The sequence below is a fragment of the Comamonas denitrificans genome, from assembly GCF_042654745.1.
GTDB classification, from domain to species: Bacteria; Pseudomonadota; Gammaproteobacteria; order Burkholderiales; family Burkholderiaceae_C; genus Comamonas; species Comamonas denitrificans.
Genome location: NZ_JBHSEY010000008.1, coordinates 1 through 24392, shown reverse-complemented (window position 1 = coordinate 24392; position 24392 = coordinate 1). Strand labels below are relative to the sequence as shown.

19 protein-coding genes are annotated in these 24392 nt (G+C 60.9%); 10 read left to right on the top strand and 9 right to left on the bottom strand.

Annotated elements, in window-relative coordinates:
* Positions 1 to 64 precede the first annotated feature (64 nt).
* The 4 genes from odhB to ACFO24_RS01840 all read left to right on the top strand — a co-directional run bounded on the left by odhB (position 65) and on the right by ACFO24_RS01840 (position 4753).
* Positions 65 to 1309 carry a 2-oxoglutarate dehydrogenase complex dihydrolipoyllysine-residue succinyltransferase gene (gene odhB, locus ACFO24_RS01855; protein ID WP_377736509.1) on the top strand — a complete coding sequence of 415 codons (1245 nt, stop codon included), beginning with the start codon at positions 65 to 67 and terminating at the stop codon, positions 1307 to 1309.
* Between the two features lie 83 nt (positions 1310 to 1392).
* Positions 1393 to 2820, top strand: a complete 1428-nt coding sequence (gene lpdA / locus ACFO24_RS01850) for a dihydrolipoyl dehydrogenase (protein ID WP_377736508.1) — start codon at positions 1393 to 1395, stop codon at positions 2818 to 2820.
* Positions 2821 to 3002: 182 nt separating this feature from the next.
* Entirely contained in the window at positions 3003 to 4100 is a 1098-nt protein-coding gene (gene zapE, locus ACFO24_RS01845) for a cell division protein ZapE (protein ID WP_377736507.1), read from the top strand.
* Positions 4101 to 4111: 11 nt separating this feature from the next.
* Positions 4112 to 4753, top strand: a complete 642-nt coding sequence (locus ACFO24_RS01840; RefSeq protein ID WP_377736506.1) for a hypothetical protein — start codon at positions 4112 to 4114, stop codon at positions 4751 to 4753.
* Here ACFO24_RS01840 and ACFO24_RS01835 read toward each other — a convergent pair.
* The gene (locus ACFO24_RS01835) at positions 4734 to 5078 is read right to left on the bottom strand and encodes a DMT family protein (protein ID WP_207576183.1); all 345 of its coding nucleotides are present in this window, start codon (positions 5076 to 5078) and stop codon (positions 4734 to 4736) included. The two genes, ACFO24_RS01840 and ACFO24_RS01835, sit on opposite strands and share 20 nt — an antisense overlap.
* A 129-nt stretch (positions 5079 to 5207) precedes the next feature.
* Here ACFO24_RS01835 and ACFO24_RS01830 point away from each other — a divergent pair, with 129 nt between their 5' ends.
* Positions 5208 to 7217: an ATP-dependent DNA helicase gene (locus ACFO24_RS01830; protein ID WP_377736505.1), complete on the top strand. Its 2010-nt coding sequence runs from the start codon at positions 5208 to 5210 to the stop codon at positions 7215 to 7217.
* A gap of 390 nt (positions 7218 to 7607) precedes the next feature.
* On the opposite strand, the gene ggt is transcribed toward ACFO24_RS01830, so the two are convergent.
* The 4 genes from ggt to ACFO24_RS01810 form a co-directional block, all read right to left on the bottom strand.
* Positions 7608 to 9383, bottom strand: a complete 1776-nt coding sequence (gene ggt, locus ACFO24_RS01825; RefSeq protein ID WP_377736504.1) for a gamma-glutamyltransferase — start codon at positions 9381 to 9383, stop codon at positions 7608 to 7610.
* A 10-nt stretch (positions 9384 to 9393) separates the two neighbouring features.
* Positions 9394 to 10755: an amino-acid N-acetyltransferase gene (gene argA / locus ACFO24_RS01820; RefSeq protein ID WP_207575413.1), complete on the bottom strand. Its 1362-nt coding sequence runs from the start codon at positions 10753 to 10755 to the stop codon at positions 9394 to 9396.
* A gap of 108 nt (positions 10756 to 10863) precedes the next feature.
* Positions 10864 to 12072, bottom strand: a complete 1209-nt coding sequence (locus tag ACFO24_RS01815) for an MFS transporter (protein WP_377736502.1) — start codon at positions 12070 to 12072, stop codon at positions 10864 to 10866.
* 299 nt (positions 12073 to 12371) lie between these two features.
* Positions 12372 to 13526, bottom strand: a complete 1155-nt coding sequence (locus ACFO24_RS01810; RefSeq protein WP_377736501.1) for a metallophosphoesterase — start codon at positions 13524 to 13526, stop codon at positions 12372 to 12374.
* Positions 13527 to 13837: 311 nt separating this feature from the next.
* On the opposite strand from ACFO24_RS01810, the gene rng reads away from it, so the two are divergent.
* Positions 13838 to 15325 carry a ribonuclease G gene (rng, locus tag ACFO24_RS01805; RefSeq protein ID WP_377736500.1) on the top strand — a complete coding sequence of 496 codons (1488 nt, stop codon included), beginning with the start codon at positions 13838 to 13840 and terminating at the stop codon, positions 15323 to 15325.
* A gap of 145 nt (positions 15326 to 15470) precedes the next feature.
* Here rng and ACFO24_RS01800 read toward each other — a convergent pair whose 3' ends face one another.
* Complete coding sequence (locus ACFO24_RS01800; protein ID WP_377736499.1) at positions 15471 to 18365, bottom strand: aconitate hydratase; 2895 nt, start codon at positions 18363 to 18365, stop codon at positions 15471 to 15473.
* Positions 18366 to 18603: 238 nt separating this feature from the next.
* On the opposite strand from ACFO24_RS01800, the gene ACFO24_RS01795 reads away from it, so the two are divergent.
* The 4 genes from ACFO24_RS01795 (at position 18604) to flhC (ending at position 22051) form a co-directional block, all read left to right on the top strand.
* The gene (locus ACFO24_RS01795; RefSeq protein ID WP_377736498.1) at positions 18604 to 19542 is read left to right on the top strand and encodes a DMT family transporter; all 939 of its coding nucleotides are present in this window, start codon (positions 18604 to 18606) and stop codon (positions 19540 to 19542) included.
* A 240-nt stretch (positions 19543 to 19782) separates the two neighbouring features.
* Positions 19783 to 20661 carry a sulfurtransferase gene (locus tag ACFO24_RS01790; protein ID WP_377736496.1) on the top strand — a complete coding sequence of 293 codons (879 nt, stop codon included), beginning with the start codon at positions 19783 to 19785 and terminating at the stop codon, positions 20659 to 20661.
* 460 nt (positions 20662 to 21121) lie between these two features.
* Positions 21122 to 21448: a flagellar transcriptional regulator FlhD gene (gene flhD, locus ACFO24_RS01785; protein ID WP_207575386.1), complete on the top strand. Its 327-nt coding sequence runs from the start codon at positions 21122 to 21124 to the stop codon at positions 21446 to 21448.
* Positions 21449 to 21481: 33 nt separating this feature from the next.
* The gene (gene flhC / locus ACFO24_RS01780; RefSeq protein ID WP_377736494.1) at positions 21482 to 22051 is read left to right on the top strand and encodes a flagellar transcriptional regulator FlhC; all 570 of its coding nucleotides are present in this window, start codon (positions 21482 to 21484) and stop codon (positions 22049 to 22051) included.
* A gap of 148 nt (positions 22052 to 22199) precedes the next feature.
* Here the strand turns inward: flhC and ACFO24_RS01775 are convergent, their stop codons facing one another.
* The 3 genes from ACFO24_RS01775 to ACFO24_RS01765 form a co-directional block, all read right to left on the bottom strand.
* Positions 22200 to 23393: an ADP-ribosyltransferase-containing protein gene (locus ACFO24_RS01775; protein WP_377736493.1), complete on the bottom strand. Its 1194-nt coding sequence runs from the start codon at positions 23391 to 23393 to the stop codon at positions 22200 to 22202.
* Between the two features lie 5 nt (positions 23394 to 23398).
* Positions 23399 to 24130: a hypothetical protein gene (locus ACFO24_RS01770; RefSeq protein WP_377736492.1), complete on the bottom strand. Its 732-nt coding sequence runs from the start codon at positions 24128 to 24130 to the stop codon at positions 23399 to 23401.
* Positions 24131 to 24151: 21 nt separating this feature from the next.
* On the bottom strand, positions 24152 to 24392 hold a 241-nt coding region (locus ACFO24_RS01765; RefSeq protein WP_377736490.1), incomplete at its 5' end, for an IS3 family transposase.

The window sequence follows — 24392 nt, the reverse complement described above, 5'->3', positions numbered from 1 at the left end:
TGCCCCTGCATGGGGCTTGCGCGTGCGCTTTGTTGTTGAACCCTATTTATCAAGAGAGACCCCCATGGCCATCGTAGAAGTCAAAGTGCCCCAGCTGTCGGAATCTATCGCCGAAGCAACCATGCTCAACTGGAAGAAAAAACCCGGTGAAGCCGTTGCCGTTGATGAAATCCTGATTGAAATTGAAACCGACAAGGTCGTGCTGGAAGTGCCCGCCCCCGCCGCTGGCGTGCTGAGCGAAATTGTGCAGGGCGACGGTGCCACTGTGACCACCGAGCAAGTGATTGCCAAAATTGATACAGAGGCCGTAGCTGGCGCGGCTGCCGCTGCCCCTGCTGCCGCCGCAACCCCGGCAGCAGCCCCCGCCGCAGTCGCCACACCCGCGGCCGCCACCGGCGGCAACAAAGGCGATGTGGCCATGCCCGCTGCCGCCAAGCTGCTGGCCGAAAACAAGCTGAGCGCTGCCAACGTGGCTGGCTCGGGCAAAGATGGCCGCGTGACCAAGGGCGATGCCCTGGCTGCCATTGCCGCCGCCGCTGCCATCCCCACCGGCGCGCCCAAGGCCACGCTGCCCCAAGTGGCCGCGCCCGCACCGCAAAACCTGGGCGATCGCCCTGAGCAGCGCGTGCCCATGACCCGCCTGCGTGCCCGCGTGGCCGAGCGTCTGCTGCAATCGCAATCGACCAACGCCATCCTGACCACGTTCAACGAAGTGAACATGGCCCCCGTGATGGAGCTGCGCAAGAAGTTCCAAGATGCCTTCACCAAAGAACATGGCGTCAAGCTCGGCTTCATGTCCTTCTTCGTGAAAGCGGCTGTGCACGCCCTGAAGAAGTACCCCGTGCTGAACGCTTCGGTGGATGGCAACGACATCATCTACCACGGCTACTTCGACATCGGTATCGCTGTGGGCTCGCCCCGTGGCCTGGTGGTGCCCATCCTGCGCAACGCCGACCAGATGAGCTTTGCCGACATCGAGAAAAAGATCGCTGAATTTGGCAAAAAAGCCGCTGACGGCAAGCTGGGCATTGAAGAGATGACCGGCGGCACCTTCTCCATCTCCAACGGCGGCACCTTCGGTTCGATGATGTCCACCCCCATCATCAACCCCCCGCAATCGGCCATCCTGGGCGTACACGCTACCAAGGATCGCGCCGTGGTCGAAAACGGCCAAGTGGTGGTGCGCCCGATGAACTACCTGGCCATGTCCTACGACCACCGCATCATCGACGGCCGCGAAGCCGTGCTGGGCTTGGTGGCCATGAAGGATGCGCTGGAAGACCCCTCGCGCCTGCTGTTCGATCTGTAATCCAGATCGTCCGGGTTTAATCACAATGCGGCCCACCCTCGGATTCCGGCGGTGGGCTTTTTCAAGCAAGAGAAAGATTTTTTATGAGCAAGCAATTTGATGTCGTCGTGATCGGCGCTGGCCCTGGTGGCTACATTGCCGCCATTCGCGCTGCCCAGCTGGGCATGAACGTGGCCTGTATCGACGAAGCCCAGAACGCCCAAGGCGGCGCAGCCCCTGGCGGCACCTGCACCAACGTGGGCTGCATTCCTTCCAAGGCGCTGCTGCAGTCGTCCGAGCACTTTGAACACGCCCAGCTGCACTTTGACGAGCACGGCATCAGCACCGGCAAGGTGGCCATCGACGTGAGCAAAATGATTGCCCGCAAGGACGCCATCGTCAAACAAAACAACGACGGCATCCTGTACCTGTTCAAGAAGAACAAGGTCACCTTCTTCCACGGCCGGGGCGCTTTCAGCAAGGCCGTAGAGGGTGGGTATGAAATCCAGGTGACCGGCAAAAACGCCGAGACCCTGCTGGCCAAGCAGGTCATCGTGGCCACCGGCTCCAATGCCCGCCCCTTGCCCGGCGTGGAGTTTGACGAGCAGCAAATCCTGTCCAACGACGGTGCTTTGGCCGTCAATGCCGTGCCGAAAAAGCTGGGCGTGATCGGCTCGGGCGTGATCGGTCTGGAAATGGGCAGCGTCTGGCGCCGCCTGGGCGCGGATGTGACCGTGCTGGAAGGCATGCCCACCTTCCTGGCCGCCGTGGACGAGCAAGTGGCCAAAGAAGCCAAAAAAGCTTTCGACAAGCAGGGCCTGAAAATTGAGCTGGGCGTGAAGATTGGCGACATCAAAAAATCCAAAAAAGGCGTGACCGTGGCCTACACCAACGCCAAGGGCGAAGCGGTGAACCTGGCCGTGGACAAGCTGATTGTTTCGATTGGTCGCGTGCCCAACACCAACGGCCTGAATGCCGAAGCCGTGGGCCTGCAACTGGACGAGCGCGGCGCGATTGTGGTCAATGACCTGTGCCAAACCAACCTGCCCGGCGTTTGGGCCGTGGGCGACGTGGTGCGTGGCCCCATGCTGGCGCACAAAGCCGAAGAAGAGGGCGTGGCCGTGGCCGAGCGCATGGCCGGTCAGCATGGCCATGTGAACTTCAACACCATCCCCTGGGTGATCTACACCAGCCCCGAAATCGCCTGGGTGGGCCGCACCGAGCAGCAGCTCAAAGCCGACGGCGTGAAGTACAAGGCCGGCAGCTTCCCCTTCCTGGCCAATGGCCGCGCCCGCGCGCTGGGCGATACCACCGGCTTTGTGAAGTTCTTGGCCGATGCCGCCACCGACGAAATCCTGGGTGTCCACATGGTCGGCCCGATGGTCTCCGAGCTGATCTCTGAAGCCGTGGTGGCCATGGAGTTCAAGGCCAGCGCCGAAGACATCGCGCGCATCTGCCACGCCCACCCCTCGCTGTCAGAAGCGACCAAAGAGGCGGCTTTGGCCGTGGACAAGCGCACGCTGAATTTCTAATTTCAGTGGCTTAAATTGGCTGCCAGCGCTTGTGTATAAAGCGCTGGCAGCTCTATTTTTTATGAATTCATATTTATAAAAAGATAGCTATTGGCGCTGATAAATAGGCGTTTTTAGAGATAAATCACTCTAAAAACTTTATTAATTGAGCGGTAATAGCTATCTTTTTGAGGAGGATGGCCGTGAATGTAGAACAAGCCTACCAAGCCGAGCTGGCCGCCAAAGGCTTTAGCGCCGACCCGGCGCAGCTGCGCGCCGTGGCCGCCTTGCAGCGCTGCGCCGACGATTGGGCGGCGTACAAAGCCAAACGCTCCAATGCGCTCAAAAAACTGCTGAACAAGCCCGAGATTCCTAAGGGCGTGTACATGTACGGCGGGGTGGGGCGCGGCAAAAGCTTTTTGATGGATTGCTTTTTTAACAACGTGCCCATCAAGCGCAAGGTGCGGCTGCACTTTCATGAATTTATGCGCGAGGTCCACCGTGAGCTCAACATCCTGCAGGGCACACAAAACCCGCTGGATGCCTTGGGCGCGAAAATCGCCAAGCGCTACAAACTCATTTGTTTTGATGAGTTTCACGTCTCGGGCATCACCGATGCCATGATTTTGTACCGCCTGCTGGTGGCCTTGTTTGACAACGGCGTGGGCTTTATCACCACCTCCAACTTCGTGCCCGACGAGCTCTACCCCAACGGCCTGCACCGCGAGCGCATCTTGCCCGCCATTGCCTTGCTCAACGAGCGCATGCAGATCGTGAACGTGGACAACGGCACCGACTACCGCCGCCGCACGCTGGAGCAGGTGCAGCTTTACCACTGCCCGCTGGGTGCGCAAGCCGATGCCGCCATGCAACAAGCGTTTGACCGCCTGGCCAGTGGGCCCGATGAAAAACCGGTGTTCACCATTGAATCGCGCCAAATCGCGGCACTGCGGCGCAGTGGCAAAACCATTTGGTTTGATTTTCGCGAGCTGTGCGGCGGCCCGCGCTCGCAAAACGACTATCTGGAAATCGCCAGCCAGTTCGACACGGTGCTGCTCTCGAATGTGCCGTTCATGCCGGTGAATATGGCCTCGCCCGCACGGCGCTTTACCTGGCTGATTGATGTGTTCTACGACCGGCGCGTGAAACTCATCTTGAGCGCCGCCGTACCGCCCGAGCAGCTCTATACCGAAGGGCCGCTGGCGCATGAGTTCCCGCGCACCGTCTCGCGCCTCAATGAAATGCAGTCGCAAGAATTTCTGGATCTGCCCTGGCGCGAAGTGGAGACGGCACTGACCTGATAATGCAGCCCATGCATCGTTTATGGATTGCCGCAGTCTGCCTGGCGGCGTATGGAACAGGGCAGGCACAAACCGGTACCCCTTCCGCCCAGACCAGGGCGGCAGAGCGCGCCGCCATTGCCGACAAACGCGCGGCCATCACCCAGGCGCAAATGGCGGGTGAACAAGCCTGCCGCCAGCGTTTTGCCGTGGAGGATTGCCTAAAAGACGTGCGCGACCAAGCCCGCGCCGAACTGGCCCCGCTGCGGGTGCGGGAGCTAGAGCTAAACCAGCAAGAGCGCCAGGAACGCGCAGCCGCCCGCCTGCAAGCCATTGAAGCCAAACAAGCCCAGACCGTGCCCCCGGCACCGCTGCAAGCGCACACCCGCAAACCGGCCCCAGATGCTGCAGCGCTGGAGCAAACGCAAGGGGCCCGCGCCGCAGAGGCTGCCGCCCGGGCCGCCCAGCAGCGCCAACGCCAGGCCGACCATGCCCAGCGGGTGCAAGCCCAGCAAGCCCAAGCCGCCCAGCGCCAGCAGCAGGCTGAGCACGACTGGCAAGAAAAACAGCGCCAGGCCAAAGAGCGGCAAGAGCGCGTGCAAGCGGAGCAAAACCGCCAACGCGGCCAGCCTTTGCCCGTGCCCCCGGCAGGGGCTACTCCCCCCGAAAGATAAAGTACACCGCGCCCAGCAGGCACAAGCCGGCCCACAGGTAATCGAGCTTGAGCGGCTCTTTCATGTAGAACACGGCAAACGGTACAAACACCGTCAAGGTCAGCACTTCTTGCAAAATTTTGAGCTGGCCCAGGTTCAGTTCTTGGTAGCCAATGCGGTTGGCCGGCACCTGCAGCAGGTATTCAAACAGTGCAATGCCCCAACTGACCAGGGCGGCAATAAACCAGGGCTTGGTACTGAGTTCGCGCAGGTGGGCGTACCAGGCAAAGGTCATAAAAACGTTGCTCAGCAGCAGCAAAAAAATCGTCCAATAAACAGGGCGCATAGCAGGCAAAAAAGTAAAGGCTGCGCATCCTAGCCCAAGCCCTGGGGGCTTGGTGTGCCGTTGGCTTATCCTCCTTGCCCCTGTGTGTCTCTTGTGTTCTTGTTGTGCTTTTTTGTGCCCTGTTTGCCTATGTCCGCCATGCTGCCCCCCGCCTTGCTTGCCCACACCGTTGCCGCCGCTTTTGCCCCCACGGGCGTGCTGGCCCAAGGGCCGCAGGCGCTGCACTCCCGCGCCGGGCAGCAAGCCATGGCGCAGGCGGTGGCCCAGGCAATCGACGATGCCGCCACCTTGGTGGTGGAAGCGGGCACGGGCGTGGGCAAAACCTTTGCCTATTTGGTGCCGGCTTTGCTCAGTGGGCGCAAAGTGGTGGTCTCCACCGCCACCAAAGCCTTGCAAGACCAGTTGTTCGAGCGCGATCTGCCCCAGTTGCTACAGCGGCTGGGCCTGCCGTTGCGGGCGGCCCGGCTCAAGGGGCGCAGCAGTTATTTGTGCTTGCACCGCCTGAAAAATATCCACCAAAGCCGCAGCCCGCACGACCCCCAGGTACTGCGCCAGATTGCCCAGGTGCAGCAATGGGCCCTGGCCACCAGCACGGGCGACATGGCCGAACTGCCCGGCCTGCCCGAGGCCCTGCTGCCCCTGGTCACCTCCACGCGCAGCAACTGCGTGGGGCGCGATTGTGCGTTCTGGGCGGACTGCCACGTCAATCGCGCCCGCGCCCAGGCCCTGCAGGCCGATGTCTGCGTGGTCAATCACCACCTGTTTTTTGCCGACCAGCAGCTGCAGGACGAGGGCGTGGCCCCGCTGCTGCCGCAAGCGGGCGTGGTTATCGTCGATGAAGCGCACCAGCTCAACGACACCGGGGTGCAGTTTGCCGGCACCACGTTGAGCACGCGCCAGCTGCTGGGTTTTGCCCGCGATGCCATGGCCGTAACGACCGAACACGCCCGGGGCCTGCACCCCTGGCTGGATGCCTTGGTGGCACTGGAGCAGACCGTGCAGCACTGGAGCGCCAGCGCCGCCACGGTGCCCCTGGGCGTGCGGCAAAGCTGGCTTGGCGCCAGCCCCCAGGGGGTGGATGCCGCCCAGTGGACAGCGCAACTGCACCGGGTAGGGCGCAGCCTGCGCCTGGTCTGGCAGGCCCTGGGCAGCGTGCAAGAGGCCGCCCCCGCCCTGGCGCAGCTGCAGGCACGGGCCGGGCAGCTGCTGCACACCCTGGCCCTGTTTGCCCACCCGGCACCGGTCGATAGCGTGCGCTGGCTCGACCGCCAGGCCCGGCACCTGGTGCTGACGCAGGCCCCGCTGACGGTGGCGCCCTTGCTGCAGGCCATCGTGCAGGCGGGCAGCACGCCGCAAGCCTGGGTCTTTACCTCGGCCACGCTGGGCGATAGCGACGATTTGCAATGGTTCACCCGCACCTGTGGCCTGCCCGAGGCCCGCACCTTGCGCGTGGCCAGCCCGTTTGACTACGCCACGCAGGCCAGCCTGTACGTGCCGCCCGATGCCCCGCCCGTGCAGGCCCAGGCGGCGCACAGTGCTTTTGTGGCCCGCTTGGCGCAGGTTGGTGCCCAGCAACTGGGCGGGCGCACGCTGGTGCTGACCACCACGCTCAAGGCGCTGCAGGCCATTGGCAACCACCTGCAGCAGCAGTTCGGGCAAGCGGGCGGGCTGTTTACTGCGATCGACGTGCTGGTGCAGGGCCAAGGCTCCAAACACGCGCTGCTGGAGCGCTTTCGCCAGGGCACGGTGCAGGGCCGGGGGTGCGTGCTGGTGGCCTCGGCCACGTTTTGGGAGGGGGTGGACATTGCCGGCGATGCGCTGCAACTGCTCATCATCGACAAACTGCCCTTTGCCCCGCCAGACGACCCCCTGGTGCAGGCCCGCACGCACCAGCTCGAAGGGCTGGGGCTGAACGCCTTTAACGACTACCTGCTGCCCGAGGCGGCCATGGCCTTGAAGCAGGGCGTGGGGCGGCTGATTCGCAGCGAAACCGACCAGGGCATGGTGGTGATTGCCGATACCCGCTTGCTGGAAAAAGCCTACGGCCCGCGCTTGCTGGCCGCTTTGCCGCCGATGCGCTTGCTGACTTCGCAGGAGGCGTGGCAGGAGCGGTTGCAGCAGCTGCAGGCCTTGCGGTGATGGGGATGGTGGCTGGTGGTGGCCTGGTGGTGCTTCTTTTAAAAGAGCTGTTCGCGCTGATATTTATTGATTTTTTATAGTTTTAATGCTTTAAAGCTTGTGTTTATTGGCGGTAACAGCTTTGTTTTTTGATTTTTGGGGCTGCTGGCCGGGTTTCGCCCCGGCGGGCGACTAACTTTCTTGCGCGCGCAAGAAAGTCAGCAAAGAAGGCGTGCTGGCGCAGCTTGGCACCGCAGAACTCGCTACGCGCCCGTTGGGCGCTGCGCTCGGACAACTGCGGTGAGTCAGACGGGAGGCGGCTTGCCTGTTAGTGGGGCTGCGCTCTGACGGTGATGTTGGGGTAACGAAAGCCGCCTCGCTTGCTGCGCAGCTTCGGTTGTCGGTGGTGGCTCAGTAGCCCAGGGTGAGCCCATCGGGGTTGCGCGGGTCGGAGTAGCCCCACAGCGCCTGGCCTTGCACTTGAATGGTTTGGGTGCGGCCCATGGCGGGTTTGACGACCACGTTCTGGCCCTTTTGGCGCAGCAGGTGCAGCGTGTCGGGCGAGAAGCCTTTTTCCACGCGCAGCTCGTCGGGCATCCACTGGTGGTGAAAGCGCACGGCGGCGGCGGCCTCGGCCGGGTTCATGCCAAAGTCGATGCCATTGACGATTTGCTGCAGCACGGTGGTGATGATGCGCGCGCCGCCGGGGCTGCCGGTGACCAGCCAGGGCTGCTGCTCTTTGAGCACCAGGGTGGGCGTCATGGACGACAGCGGGCGTTTGCCAGCGGCCACGGCGTTGGCAGCGCCGCCGACCAGGCCGTAGGCGTTGGGCACACCAGGTTTGGCGGAGAAATCATCCATTTCGTTGTTCAGCAAGATGCCGGTGCCTGCGGCCACGATGCCGGTGCCGAAGTTGGTGTTGAGCGTGTAGGTCACGGCCACCATGTTGCCCGCCTGGTCCACCACCGAGTAGTGGGTGGTTTGGTCGCTCTCAAAGGGCAGCGGATGGCCGGGCTTGATCGTCTGGGCGCTGCGGGCGCTGTCCGGGCGAATCTGCTGCGCCAGCGCGTCGGCGTATTTTTTCGAGGTCAGACCGCGCAACGGGATATCGACAAAAGCCGGATCGCCCAGGTACTCGGCGCGGTCGGCGTAGGCCAGTTTCATCGCTTCGGCCATGTGGTGAACGGTTTGGGCGCTGTTGGGCCCCCAGTCCCTGAGCGGCCAGCGCTCCAAAATATTCAGCATTTGCACCAGGTGGGCACCGCCGGAGGAGGGCGGCGGCATGGTCACGATCTGGTAGCCCCGGTAGCTGCCACGCACCGGTTCGCGCTCTACCACCCGGTAGCTGCGCAGGTCGTGCAGGGTCATGGGGCTGCCGTGCCGGGCCATTTCGGCAGCGATTTTCTGGGCGATCTCACCTTCGTAGAACGCCTTGGCCCCGTTCTGGGCGATCAGGCGCAGCGAATGCGCCAAGTCTTTTTGCACCAGCCGCTCGCCCGCACGCAGCGGAGCGCCGTTTTTCCAAAAGATGGCCTGGGTGGCGGGCCAGCGGCCCATGGTGGTTTGGGCCCGTTCCAGCGCTTGGGCCAAGGTGGTGCTGACCGGGTAGCCCTGTTCGGCCAGGTCAATGGCCGGTTGCAGCACATGCGCCAGCGGCAGCGTGCCCCATTGCTGCAGGGCGTGGGTCAGGCCCGCCACGGTGCCGGGCACGCCAACAGCATGGTGGGTGTAGAGCGATTTGCCGTCGATCACCTGGCCTTGGGCATCCAGGTACATGGTGCGCTGGGCGCTGGCCGGGGCGGTTTCGCGAAAATCCAGCGCCACGCTTTGGCCGCTGGCCGCCTCATGCACCAGCATGAAGCCGCCGCCGCCAATGTTGCCCGCGTTGGGCAGGGCCACGGCCAGGGCAAAGCCCACGGCCACGGCGGCATCCACGGCGTTGCCACCGCTCTGGAGCACCTCTAGGCCAATGCGCGTGGTCAGGGCCTGCTCGGTGGCGACCATGCCATTTTTTGCCACCACGGGGTGGAACACGTCCATGCCCGCGTCGTAGGCTGCGGCGGCCTGGGCCGTGGCTGGGGTGGGGGGCAGCAGCGCTGCCGAGGGTGGCTGGGGCGCCGTGCTGCAGGCCGTCAGCAGGGCCAGCGCCAGAGCGCAAAGCGTGCGGTAGGGGGTGGACGGGCGCATACAGCTCCTGTTATTTCAGATTTTTCACCAGCACCTGGCTTTTGCGGCTCCAGTTGTACTTGGCCTTGCGCTCTTGCGGTAGCCAATCGGGGCTGACCGGTTCAAAGCCGCGCTTGATGAACCAGTGCATGGTGCGGGTGGTCAGCACAAACAGCGTTTTCGCCCCCTGGGCGCGGGCGCGTTGCTCGATGCGCTTGAGCAGCTTTTCCCCATCGCCCGTACCCTGGCTTTTGGGGGAGACGGTGACGGCGGCCATTTCAGCGGTCATTTCGCCGTCCGCTCCGTGGGGGTAGAGGTGCAGGGCGGCGCAGCCAAAGATCACCCCGTCGTGCTCGATAACGGTGTAGTTGGCAATGTCTTGCTCGATTTCGGTGCGGTCGCGCTTGACCAGGGTGCCGTCGTTCTCAAAGGGCTCGATCAGCTGGATGATGCTGCCCACGTCGTCAATGGTGGCTTCGCGCAGCTCTTCAAGCTTTTCATCAATCACCATGGTGCCGATGCCGTCGTGGACGTAAATCTCTAGCAGCAGGGCACCATCGACGGCAAAGGGCAGGATGTGGCTGCGCTCTACGCCATGCTCGCAGGCCCGCACGCAATGGCGCAGGTAAAAGCTGGTGTCGGTGGGCTTTTCCGCAGGGGGCAGTTGCGCCAGCATGCGCCGCGCGGTGGCCAGGGAAATTTCGGTATCAATCGGGTTGTCGTCGCTGATGGGCAGCAGCGGGTCGGTGGCAACGCCGGGCACTTCGGTCAGAAAAATCAGCTTGTGCGCTTGCAGCTCGCTGGCCACGCGGGTGGCTACCTCCTCCATCGACAGGTTGAAGGCTTCGCCCGTGGGCGAAAAACCAAAGGGCGAGATCAGCGCCATCGCGTCCGACTCCAACGCCCGGCGGATGCCTTCGACATCGACCTTGCGCACCAGCCCGGTGTGCTGAAAATCCACCCCATCGACGATGCCCACCGGGCGGGCGGTCAAAAAGTTGCCCGACATGACCCGCACCCGCGCCCCGGCCATGGGGGTGTTGGGCAGCCCTTGGCTAAAGGCGGCTTCGATTTCGTAGCGCAGTTGGCCGGCAGCCTCTTGGGCGCAATCCAGGGCGATGCTGTCGGTAATGCGCATGCCGGCGGCGTACTGCGGCTCGTGGTTTTTCAGGCGCAGTTGTTCGTTCACCTGTGGGCGAAAACCGTGTACCAGCACAATTTTTACGCCCATGGCCTGGATCATGGCCAGGTCTTGCACGATGGCTTGTAGCTTGCCCGCAGCAATGGCTTCGCCGGTGATGCCGACGACAAAAGTTTGCTGGCGAAACTTATGGATGTAGGGTGCCACCGAGCGAAACCAGGGCACAAAGGTGAAATTAAAGACGGTAGACATGGAGGAGGGCATGATGGCTGCCAAGTGTAGCGACCTGCGCTGCCCCCCTTGTTGCCCGAATAAAAAAAACAGTCAAATAGTGCTTTAACGCTTACTGGTAAAGCGCATCTAGCTCTTTATTTTGCGTGCTTGCCAGGCCATGATGGCCAGCACGATCACCACCAGGGGCTGCATGCCGATGTTGATGCCGCTCCAGCCCACGCTGTGCAGCAGTTGCCCTGAGCCAAACGAGGCTATAGCCACCGTGCCAAACACCAAAAAGTCATTCAACGCCTGCACCTTGGTGCGCTCGGCCGGGGTGTAGCAGGCGGTGAGCATGGCCGTGGCCCCAATGAAGCCAAAATTCCACCCCATGCCCAGCAAAATCAGCGAGCCCCAGAACTCCGACAGCCCTTCGCCCATCAGCGCCAGCAGGCCCGAGGCGGCAATCATCACCAAGCCCAAGGCGGTGATTTTGCGCTGGCCAAAGCGGCCAATCAGCCGCCCGGTAAAAAAGCTGGGGCCAAACATGGCCAGCACATGCCACTGGATGCCCAGTGCAGCCTCGCCCACGCTGTGCCCGCAGCCCACCATGGCCATGGGGGCGGCGGTCATCAAAAAAGCCATCAACCCATAGCTGACCACGCCTGCGGCGGCGGCCTCGATGAATTGCGGCGTGGCGGCAATCGCTTTTAACGGTCGGGCCGTGCCGACAATGGCTTGCTTTTGCGGCGCGGGCAGGCGCAAAAGCAGCAAGATGGGCAACGCCAGCGCTGCCAATGCCGCCTGGCTGTAAAAGCTGCCGGCAAAAGGTGTGGCTGGCAGGGCATCGCGCGTCCAGATCACCACCTGGGGGCCGATGATGGCGGCAATCAAGCCCCCAACCATGATGCGCGAGATGGCCTTGGCCTGCAGGTGGGGCGCGCCCACCGCATCCGCAGCGGCAAAGCGGTAACTTTGCACACAGGCGGCGTAAAACCCGGCCAAGGCGGTGCCAATGCAAAAGGTCACAAAGTCCGACTGCGCAATGCCCTGCGCAGCGATGATGCCCGAGACCACGCCCAGCACCGCCCCCAGCACATAGGCCCAGCGCCGCCCCAGCCGCTGCATGAGCCAAGCGGCCGGCAAAGTGGACAGCGCCAAGCCCAGCTGGTAGATGCTGACAGGCAAGGTGGTGGCCGTTGGGTTGCTCGAAAGCTGCTGCCCCACCAAGCCCCCCAAAGAAATGATGATCGGGGGCGATGCCCCGCCCAACGCCTGCGCGGCGACCAGCAAGCTCAGGTTGCGGGCTTGAAAGGACGAGGGGGTAGCGGTGGTGGAGGGCGTTGGCGAGACCATAGATCAAATTGCAAATTATTTAACTATTTAATTGTATAGTTAAATAAATTTTCCTTGCCCGATGGCCATCACCCGGGCGCTAGGGAGTATCCCAACCGCGCGTTCGGAGCTTGTCGCTTTTAACTTGTACAGAGCCTTAGAACGTGTTCATGATCTCGAATGAAGGTGTGGGGGATGCGGTTCGGGATGGGTTGCGAGGCGCAAACCACAGCAATAGCTTGGCTATTGCGAGGATTTGCAACGACGCAGACCGCCCGAAGCCGCGCCCGCACACCCATGAGGAGATCGTGAACACGTTCTTACTGCGTGCTGCGCAAAACCAGCACATCAATCGCTGCAGGCACCCCCAGCCGCTGGGTAAAACCGGCCCACAATCCTGCGCCGTTGCTGACGAACAAGGTCATATCCCCCACGGTGTAACGACCTCGGACAAACCCCTTGTTAAACGGGGCAACCACCCATTGGTCAAACCCACGAATGTGCCCCCCATGGGTATGGCCTGCAATGTGCAAATGCACGCTGTGCTGAGCGGCGTACTCACGCGCCATTTTGGGCTGGTGGCCCAGCAAAATATGAAACTGCGCTTGCTGCGCCTGGGCCTGCTGCGCCACGCTCACGATATCGGGGGGGACACCACCGCCAGTGTTGTGGCTTTGGGCATACGCCGGGTCGCCCACGCCAGAAAGCGTTAAGCGCTTGCCGCGCACCTGCACCGTATGGGCCTGATTGACCAAATAGGGCAGGCCCAATTGCCCAAACACCTTGGCCCAGCCGTCAAAGCCGCTGTAGTACTCATGGTTGCCGGGGGCGACCCAAACGCCATGCGGTGCATACAAATCGGCCAACGGGGCAATGTTTTGCGCTTGAGTGGCCACATCGCCATCCACCAAGTCCCCGGGCAAGACGATGAGATCGGGCTTGGCCGCATTGGTGCGCTCGACCACCTCGCGCACATAAAACGCGTTGTTGATGGGGCTGGCGTGCAAATCGGCAATCACCGCAATGCGCAAGCCATCGAGTTCGCGCGGCAGTTTGGCCAGGGGCAGCTCTTGCTCACGCACTGCGGGCACCCGTAGGCCCTGAATGGCCCCATGGCCGCAGACCAGCAGCATGGCGCTCATCACAATCAAGGTGTAGTGCGGCTGCCAAAGGATTTTGGCCACCCCGGGGTAGCGCAACATCTTGCCCAGCACAGCCACCGTATCGCGCAGCACCGCCACGGCCCAGGCCCCGGCGATGCTGGCGAACAACCAACCAGCGGGTACTTGCAAATAAGCAATGGCGGTATAGCTCACTGTTGTGTTGCGAATGGCCCAAATGAGCAGCGCAGGCAAAGCCCCCAAAATGGCGGTGGCGATGACGGCGATGGCGTAATATTTTTTCCCTGTGCGCAGCAGCGGGTGCCATAGCCACAGTGCTGCCAGCAAGGCAAGCGGGGCGAGAAAAATCAGCATGAATAGGCAGTGGTCCGTCGTGTGCTTGGCTTTGTAAGATCAAAGCGTGCGTTGTAAGATTTTTTTAAAAAAAGCGGCGACAAATCTGCGGGGGAGTGTAGAGAAGATTTCTTTCAAAACAATTTATAACGGGTGTAATCGGTGTAATTGCTTGTAATTGCTTGAAAATAATCCGCAAAAATAGGATAGGCAATTAATTTCTTAGATCACGTAACAGCACGCGAGCCATCCCGGTCGCGTGCTTTATTGTTTGCACACTGCAATAGCCTGGCTGGCGCAATTAGACTCGGGCGAACTCATTAATAAAATTTATGCAACAACAAGACATCCTCATCAACTGGGCTCCCCAGGAAACCCGCGTCGCCATCGTGGAAAGCGGCGCGGTGCAAGAGCTGCACATGGAGCGCACTCTGGAGCGCGGCCTGGTCGGCAACATCTACCTGGGCAAGGTGGCGCGGGTTCTGCCGGGGATGCAATCGGCGTTTATTGATATTGGCCTGGAGCGGGCCGCATTTTTGCATGTGGCCGATGTCTGGCACCGCCAAGAGGGCGGCGAAGCGCCCATGTTCGCCCGCGAAGCGCCCGAGCCAATTGAGCGCCAAGTGTTTGAAGGCCAGCCCATCATGGTGCAGGTGATTAAAGACCCCATTGGCAGCAAGGGGGCGCGGCTCTCGACCCAGATCAGCATTGCCGGGCGGTTGCTGGTGTTTTTGCCCCAAGATGACCACATTGGTGTGTCCCAAAAAATCCCGGCCCCAGAGCGCGATGCTTTGCGCAAACGGGTGCAAGCTTTGGCCGAAAGCAGCTGTGCCCAAACGCCTTGCGGAGGGTTTATCTTGCGCACCAATGGCGAAGATGCCCAGGATGATGAATTGGCCGAGGACATCGCCTACCTGCGCAAAGCCTGGGCACAAATCAAGGCCAGTGCCCAGCGCTTGCCGCCGCTATCGCTCCTGTACCAAGATTTAAACCTGCTGCAGCGCGTACTGCGTGACATGGTCGGCGAGCACACCAACAGCATCCGCATTGATTCGCGCGAGCAATTCGATCATTTGCTGGCATTTGGCCAAGAATTTATGCCGGCTGCGGCAGCAAAACTGCAGCTCTACAAGGGCGAACGCCCCATTTTTGACCTGTACTCGATTGACCAAGAAATCACCAAAGCCCTGGGCAAACGCGTTGATTTGAAGTCGGGCGGTTACCTCATCATTGACCAGACTGAGGCGCTGACCACCGTGGACGTGAACACCGGGGGCTTTGTCGGTGCCCGCAATTTTGACGACACCATCTTCAAAACCAATCTGGAAGCCGCGCAGGCCATCGCCCGGCAGCTGCGGCTGCGCAATCTGGGTGGCATCATCATCGTGGACTTTATTGATATGAGCCGCGACGATCACCGCACCCAGGTACTGGCGGAATTTAAAAAGCAGTTGGCCCGCGATCGTGTGAAAACCATGGCGGGCAATTTCTCGCACCTCGGGCTGGTGGAGATGACACGCAAGCGCACGCGTGAATCTTTGGCGCATTTGCTGTGCGAGGCCTGCCCAACCTGCCAAGGCAAGGGCAGCGTTAAAACCATCCGCACCGTGTGCTATGAAATTCTGCGCGAAATTCTGCGCGAATCGCGCCAGTTCAATCCCAAAGAGTTTCGCATCGTCGCTCATGCCGATGTGATTGACCTGCTCCTGGAAGAAGAAAGCCAGCATCTGGCGGGCCTGATCGACTTCATTGGCAAACCCATTTCCCTGCAGGCCGAAGCCGGCTTGGGCCAAGAACAGTACGACATTGTTTTATTGTGAGCAGGGCAAAACAGGGCCCTTACCATCCCCATCCGCTTTTTTTGTTGCGCTTCGCGGTTTTCTTGTATGTCAGCTTGACTGACGTGAACGCCAACAAAAAAGGCGGCCTCAAGAGGTCGCCTTTTTGTATGCAGGTGTTGTGGGGCTAATCGGCCAACAACTGGCGCAGCACAAATGGCAGGATGCCGCCGTGGCGGTAGTACTGCACTTCGATGGGGGTGTCGATGCGCAGTTTCACGCTCAGTGGCTGCTGCGTGCCATCGGCGCGGTGGATGATGAGCTGGGCCAGACTTTGCGGGGCCAGGTCAGTCTGGGGGATGACATCGACGCGTTCGTTGCCTTGCAGGTTCAGGCTTTCCCAGCTGTCGCCGGGTAGAAACTGCAGGGGCAGCACGCCCATGCCAACGAGGTTGGAGCGGTGAATGCGCTCAAAACTCTTGGCAATCACCGCCTGAATGCCCAGCAGCTGCGTGCCCTTGGCGGCCCAATCGCGGCTGGAACCGGTGCCGTATTCCTCCCCCGCAAAAATCACCGTGGGCGTGCCGGCCGCCTGGTAGAGCATGGCGGCATCGTAGATGGGCATTTTTTCGCTTTTGATGCCGCCCTTGCCATCGCCGCTGTAGTACAGCGTCACGCCGCCTTCCTCGCGCGAGCCGCCTGCTAGGGGGGGAATCATCAGGTTTTTGATGCGCACGTTGGCAAAGGTGCCGCGCATCATCACCTCGTGGTTGCCCCGGCGCGAGCCGTAGCTGTTGAAATCGGCTTTGGCTACGCCGTGCGCTTTGAGCCATTGGCCTGCGGGCGAGCTTTCCTTGATGGCCCCAGCGGGAGAGATGTGGTCGGTGGTGATCGAGTCGCCAAACAGCGCCATGATGCGGGCACTGCGAATGGGCTGTGCGGGCGAGGTGGTGTCCGGCGTGAGGCTGAAGTCCTCAAAAAACGGCGGATGCGCAATGTAGGTGCTGGTTGGCCAGTCGTAAGTGTCGCCGGTGACACCCGTGATGGCTTCCCACAGAGCACCGGGTTCAGTCTTAACCTTGGCGTAGTTGGCGCGGAAGGCCTCACCCTGCATGGCACTGGCGACCAGGGCCTGCACCTCCTGGTTGCTGGGCCAAATGTCGCGCAGGTACACCGGCTGCCCATTTTTGCCAATGCCCAGCGGATCTTTTTGCAGATCAAGGCGCACCGTACCGGCAATGGCGTAGGCCACCACCAACGGCGGGCTCATGAGGAAGTTGGCCTTGATGTTGGGGTGAATTCGCGCCTCGAAATTGCGGTTGCCCGACAGCACCGAGGCGCACACCAGGTTGTTGCGGGTGATCACGTCGTTCAGCTCGGGCGTCAGATCGCCCGCATTGCCGATGCAGGTGGTGCAGCCGTAGCCGGCCAGGGCAAAGCCGAGTTTTTCCAGCGCAGGCAGCAAGCCGGTCTCGGTCAAATACTGGGTGACGACGCGCGAGCCGGGGGCCAGCGAGGTCTTGATGTGCGGCTGCACCGTCAGGCCCGCCGCCACCGCCTTTTGCGCCAGCAACCCGGCCGCCAGCAGCACGCTGGGGTTGCTGGTGTTGGTGCAGCTGGTGATGGCGGCAATGAGCACATCGCCATCGCCAATGCCCTGGCTGGTGGCCTGAGAGCCGCCGATTTCACACACCGACGGCTTGTGCTCTGCGCTGTGGGCGCTGCTGAGGGTAGGGCGGTTGCTGTCCATTTCGACCACGGAGCGCGGGGCACCCAGGTCGGCGCTGGCGCTGTTGTCCGCCGGGCCGCCTGCGCCGCATTCAATGGCAAAGCGCTGGCCCAGCCGTGCGGCGGGCAGGTTAAAGCCGTTGTCGGCCATCGGGGCGCTAAAGAGCTGGTCGAATTGACGGGCCACGTTCTCCAGCGCAATGCGGTCTTGTGGGCGTTTGGGGCCGGCCACGCTGGGGCGGACGGTGGACAAATCCAGCGTTACCACGCGCGAGTAGTTCAACTCGCCCGCCTGGGGCACGCCAAACAGGCCCTGGGCGCGAAAGTAGGCTTCAAAGTCGGCAATGGCCTGCTCGCTGCGGCCCGTGCCCCGGAAGTAGTCCAGGGTTTTGTCATCGACCGGGAAAAAGCCCATGGTGGCTCCGTATTCCGGCGACATGTTGCCGATGGTGGCCCGATCCGGCACCGACAGGCTGGCCGTGCCCGCGCCAAAGAATTCGACAAACTGGCCGACGACCTTTTCCTGGCGCAGGCGCTCGGTAATGGTCAGCACCAGGTCGGTGGCCGTCACGCCCTCGCGCAGTTGGCCGGTCAGCTCAAAGCCGACCACATCGGGGGTGAGGATGTACACCGGCTGGCCCAGCATGGCCGCTTCGGCCTCGATGCCGCCCACACCCCAGCCGACCACGCCGATGCCGTTGATCATGGTGGTGTGGCTGTCGGTGCCGACCAGAGAGTCGGGGTAGCAGATGCCGTCTTTGGTCTGGTGGATGCCGGGGGCCAGGTACTCCAAATTCACCTGGTGGACGATGCCAAAGCCCGGCGGCACCACGCCAAAGGTGTCAAAGGCCTGCATGCCCCATTTCATGAACTGGTAGCGCTCGTGGTTGCGCTGAAACTCGAGTTGCATGTTCTGCTCCAGCGCCTGCGGGGTGCCGTAGTGGTCCACCATGATCGAGTGATCGACCACTAGATCGACCGGCACCAGCGGCTCAACCGCCTGGGGCGCTTTGCCCAGTTGCTGGGCCGCAGCCCGCATGGCGGCCAAATCCACCAGCAGCGGCACGCCGGTGAAGTCTTGCAGCACGACGCGGGCGACGACAAAGGGAATCTCCTCGGTGCGCTCGGCCTGGGGCTGCCAGTTGGCCAGCTGGGCAACGTGCTCGGGCAGCACCTTGGCCCCGTCACAGTGGCGCAGCACGGCTTCGAGCACGATGCGCAGCGACACCGGCAGCCGCGCCACGTTGGGGAATTGCTTGGCCAGCTCGGGCAGGGAATACAGCTGGCCCTGGCGACCTTGGCTCAGGGACAGCGGCTGGAGGGTGGCAGCAAATGCGTGGGGAGTGTGGGACATGGTCGAAATCCTTTTTGCGGGGCGTTGAAAAGAAATGGGCCAGGCCATTGTGCCCCTTGCTATCCATAGCACCCCTATTGAAAAACCATTGACCCAGTGCCAGCAATAAAAACCAGGGAGTTTTACGATTGACGGCATCTCAATAAGCCGATATAGCGTTTTCAAAGGGCTATGAACTATCTTTTTAAGAGCTGCTTGCGCTTATTAAATAACATTTAATTAAATATTTAACCCAACTATGCAAGCTTTATGGATGGTGGCAGCTGCTTTTTTATTTGCCACTATGGGCGTGTTTGTGAAATACGCCAGTGCCTCGTTCACCACGGCCGAGGTGGTTTTTTACCGGGGCATCATCGGCATGGCCATTGTGTGGTGGCTGGCCCGCCGCCAAGGCATTGGCTTGGCCACCCGCCACCCGGTGATGCATGGCTGGCGCTCACTGGTGGGGGTGCTGGCCATGTCGGGCTGGTTTTATGCCGTCACCAAAATGCCGCTGGCCACGGGCATGACGTTTAACTACATGAGCAGCCTGTGGATCGCCTCGTTTTTGGTGGTCGGGGCGCTGTGGACGTGGCGGCCCGGTTACGCCGGGCCACGGCGCTCGCTCAATATTGCGTTGTTGGGGGCCATCGTGCTCGGGTTTGTCGGCGTGCTGCTCATGCTGCGGCCCAATATCGCCCAGCCCCACGGGCTGGCGGGGGTGATCGGTTTGTCCTCGGGCGTTTTGACGGCCATGGCGTACATGCAGGTGTCTGCCCTGGCGCGGGCGGGCGAGCCAGAATCGCGCACGGTGTTTTATTTTTGCCTGGGCTGTGCCGTGGGTGGCGGTGCCGTCATGCTGGGGTGGGGCGTGTCACCGTGGCCCGGGCTGGGCCCAAGCTTGCTGCTCTTGCCCGTGGGCATCTTGGCCGCAGGCGGGCAACTGTGCATGACGCGGGCGTACTCATTGGCGCAAACCCCTCGGGCCACCTTGGTGGTGGCCAACTTGCAGTACACCGGGCTGATTTTTGCCAGCCTCTACAGCCTAGTCTGGTTTGATGATGCCATCCCCTGGCAGGGCTGGGCCGGCATGGCGTTGGTCGCCACCAGCGGCATTGCTGCCACGGTGCTGCGCACCCGCGAGAAAGCGCTTGCAACCCCAGCGGTGGTTCCTGCCAGCGTAGTCGCAGGGCGTTAAAACGGGGGGCACAATCAGCAGCGTTCTTAGAACGTGTTCACAATCTCCTCGCGGGTGTGCAGTCGCGGCCTCGGGCGGTCTGCGGCGTTGCAAATCCTCGCCATAGCTACGGCTATGTCTGTGGTTTGCGCCTTGCAGCCCATCCCGATCCGCATCCCGCACCCCTTCGCGCGCAGATCGTGAACACGTTCTTAGCCTTTCGCGCCATCCCATGCGCAAACCCACACCGAAAGCTTGTTGATGACCTCTGCCCCTTCTTTCCCCCTGTTGATTTCTGCCGTCCAACTGCAAAGCCTGCAGGCCAGCGGTCGGCCGTTGATGGTGTTCGATTGCAGCTTTGATCTGGCCCAGCCCAGCGCTGGCATGGCGCAATACCAAGAAGCCCATATCCCCGGTGCCCTCTATGCCGATCTGGATCAGCACCTCAGTGCCCGCCCCGGTGACCCAGCCGCCAGCGGGGGCCGCCACCCCCTGCCCAGCCGCGAAGCGTTTGCGGCGTGGCTGCGCTCCGTCGGCTTTAACAACGCCATGCAAGCCGTGGTGTACGACCGCCAGGGGGTGAACTACTGTGGCCGCCTATGGTGGATGCTGAAATGGGCCGGGCACGAGGCCGTGGCTGTGCTCGATGGGGGCTTGCCCGTGTGGCAGGCCGCCGGCGGTGCCGTGCAAAGCGGTAGCGGCCCGGTGCCCACAGCGCCCGGCGACTTTGCCTTGCAAACGCCGCTGCGCCGCCTGGTCAGCGTCGATACCGTGCAAGCGCAACTGGGCAGCGCGGCCCAAACCATTGTGGATGCCCGCGCCCCCGCACGTTTTCGCGGTGAAGTAGAGCCGCTGGACCCCGTGGCAGGCCACATCCCCGGTGCGTTGAACCGCCCGTTCAGCGACAACATTGCGCTGGATGCCCGTTTCAAGCCCGCCGAGTTACTCAAAGCCGAGTTCGATGCGCTGCTCGCCGGGCGCGATCCGGCCAGCGTGGTGCACCAGTGCGGCAGCGGGGTCAGCGCTGTGCCCAATATGATTGCCATGGAAGTGGCCGGCTTTGCCCCCACCGCCTTGTTTGCCGGCAGCTGGAGCCAATGGTGCAGTGACCCCAGCCGCCCGTGTGCCCAAGGAGCCTGAAAAGCGTTGTGAGGGCAGGGCAGGCGCAAAGGACCGCAGTCGGCAAGAGTGGGGCGTAAGCGCCCCGCTTTTTCCCCGACAACCTTTGGCCGCCTGGGCGATGATGCGCAGCGTGCTGCCAATAGCTTTAAAACTGATAGCAAGGCCCGCAGTAAAAGGCCAAGGCTGGGGGCAAAAGCACTGTTTATTCCAGCCTTTCAGCGTTAGCAGCTACGGTTACAGTAGCACTACAAAATAAAACAGCAGCAGGCAGTGGCGCTTGCTCCTTGTAAGAAAAAATCTGACAAGCCACCTTCTCCCCATCTGACAAACCCCCTTCCGCATTTCTGACAGGCGGTATGGGCCAGCGCCGACTTAAGTTATCCACCCTGTTTGGCCACAATTGCTTCCAACAACAGCGCGGAACCAATACCGCACCACAGGCAGGCCGACCTGCCATTTTTTCAAGACAGGAAGCACCATGACCAACGAACAAATCCTTGCCGAGATTCGCGAAGCCAACCTCACCTACCTGATGCTGGCACAAAACCTGATTCGTCAGGACAAGGCCGAAGCCATCTTCCGCCTGGGCCTGAGTGAAGAAGCCTGCGATTTGCTGGTGACCCTGTCGGCAGGTCAGGTGCTGAAACTGGCCTCACGCAACACCTTGCTGTGCAGCTTCCGCGCTGACGATGAAATGGTCTGGAGCTTGCTGACCAACCACAGCAGCAACAAAAACACCAACGACGCTTTGAACACCCTGCACGCCAACATCGTCATGGCAGGCCGTGTTTCCGAAGTTTTGTAAGCCCCCTTGCACCATTGCCCGAAGGAGTCCGCCATGTCTGCCACCACAGCCAGCGCAAATGCCAGCACCAGCGCCAAAAGCGTGCTTAATGAATCGCGCCAGATTGAGCGCGCCGCCATGCTCATCGAAATGGGGGCCCGGATGCAGGTGCTGGAATCGGAAACCAGCTTGTCGTATGAGCGTTTAATCCGCCTGTACAAAGAAATCGCGGGCAAATCCCCTTCCAAGGGCCAACTGCCGTTTTCTACCGACTGGTTCTTGACCTGGCAGGAAAACATCCACAGCTCGCTGTTCCTGAATATTTACGAATACCTCTCCAAAGGCGTAGATGCCGATGCCATCGAGGTACTCACCAAAGCCTACCGCCTGTACAACGAACAGGTGCAGGCGCTGGAATTGGAGCCCCTGCTGTCCTTTACCCGCGCCTGGCGCTTGGTGAAATTTGTCGATGCACAAATGCTCACCCGCACCCAGTGCAGCAAGTGCACCGGCATGTTTGTCAGCGAAATGTATGAAAACGCCAAACACTACGAATGCGGCCTGTGCAATCCACCCGCACGTGCTGGCAAAAGCAAGGCCGCTGGCTCGCTAGCGCTGCACTAATACGGCCACCGCTGATTTTTTGTTTACCCTTCTTGATGCCCGGATTTGCCGGGCTTTTTTTATCGTTGCGCAGGATGCCAGCATGGTTTGTGCAAGTAACTTGGAGTTCTCTTGCTGCCGCACTTTTAAAAATACAATGTGCATTATGTCAAATCAATATTTTCTGTTGCGTGGCCCGCACTGCCTCCAAAGCCCGCTTGGTGTCAATGTGCTTGTCCTGCATCTTGTAGATGAAGTCGTCCCACTTCGATGCTGCCGGGCCTGTCCAGGCCGTGTCGCGGCCAGTTTCTGCCACTTCAGACAGGCTTGGTGCTGCAGAACGAGAGAAGCGAATGTCTGGGTTGGCTGGATCAAACTGGCCGTTGTTTCCGGTGGCGGATTTGATTTGCTCTGGACTGTAGACCACCAAGTCCCCAATAGAGCCATTTGGGAGAATCTGAATCACGCCATCATGACCACCTTCCAGCGCAAGCTCCTTGATCTTTGCGCCGTCAAGATTTTGACCAACAAGCTCACGATAGTTTCGCCCATCCGGTAGGCGCGTAACACGATCACCTCCAGTAGTCAAAACAAAAGAATTCTTGATTGACACATAGGAGGGAATAATTCGCGCGCCATCACCTTGACGCAGCGCATAGCTGTTTGCGCTATTTACAAAGGCTGAAAAATAGTGCCCGCGACCCCAAAGGCCACGGTCGTTTACACCAGTCTTCTTGTTATCAAATGCGTCAAAATCAGCAGCGGTACCGTGATACACCACCAGCGGCTCGCCTGTGGCGGGGTCAACCACTTTGGAGACATCGGCGGGATTGACAGAACTCCACCACTGGGATAATCTTCCGCTACGGGCTGCACTGAAACCACCCGCGCCGGATTTGGTCTGGTCAGCGAGAGGGGTAGAGGATGCGGCCCGTATTTCTTCCACGCTGGTTGCGTCTGCATCGTAGAAAAAATCACCGTTGCTGCGCTCCACTACTTCCAGCAAAACAAACGCCTGCCCATCCTTACCAAAGTCGGCCTTCACGCCGTAGTAATGGAATGCTGCTACCTGCTGCTTTCCTCTTGACGCATCAGGCTCAGTGGAATACAGCGGCACCGCCGATTCAAACAACGGTTTCAAATTTGCTGCCACAGACAACACCCTGCGGTCTGCTGCATGCTGTGCAACTTCCTTAAAGCCACGGCCCGAGAAAGCAATCTCTCGGCCATCCACTGCCACTACAGCAAAGCCATCGCGCTCGGTTGCTTCGCGCAGCTTGTCAAACGCTGCCTTTGCTTGGGCTTTCGCCTGGCTGAAGTCTTCCCCAAATGCAGCATCCAGCCGCGCTGAAACTGGAGTCATGCCATCTAGCAATTGGGCGTGCGCACCTGCACCCACTGGCCATGTGTCAGCTTGGTTTTGCCTGCAGCCTTGGCCCGGTCGTAGGCAGCCTTGCCGCCATAGGTGCGTTCCGTTGCCTTGAACTGGCGCTGTGCTTCGGCATCGGGGCTGCCTGAGCGGCTGAAACGAACGCCAGCATTGGCGGGCGCGGGCGCTGAAGCTGCTTGCTTGCCGTTGAAGGTCACAATCATCTGAAAATCTGCAACGTCTTGCGTCGCGCTTGGCGGTGTTGCCAGGCGCTCTTCAGCCGTCATCTTCTGGCGGGCCTGAGTGTTGCGGGCTTCTACTTCACCAGCCAAGCGTAGATACGCAGTCCGTGCATCGTCAATGGCGGCAATCTGGTTGGTGTTGAATAATCGCTTTTCTAATCTTAGGAAAACCGGGTCGGTTTCTACCAACTCAAACACAATAGCCTGCGTATCGGTCACGCCAAGCGGGTTCGTGTCGGATCTCTCTCCAAATTGGCCGCGCCACTTTTTAATCGCATTGCGCACAAAATCAGAATCCGGCTGATTGCGCAGCAAGCGTGCTGCATCTTCGTTCAGTCGGTTCCACTCAATATCGCGTTTTTGGCGCAATTCATCTTTCTGTGCGCGCGCCTCTCCAACCAATCCTGCTGCAAAATTTTGGGTCCCCCCAGTTGCAAAGCCCTCGATGTTCTGAATGCCATGCTGAATTTCGTGCAGCAGCGCAGACAACTGTGAATCGCCCAGGATTTCCTAGACGCCTTGGAGCCTCAGGAAGTGACGCCGCTCAAACTCGGCAGGCGGCAGGCCGTCAGCACTGGAATGACGACGTCTGGGGTTATAGAACATTTCGATGTAGTTGAAGACATCGCTGCGGGCAGCTTGCCGGGTAGCATAGGTTTTACGGCGGATACGCTCACGTTTAAGCAACTGGAAGAAACTCTCTGCGACAGCGTTGTCATGGCAGTTGCCCCGTCGGCTCATGCTGGGCTGC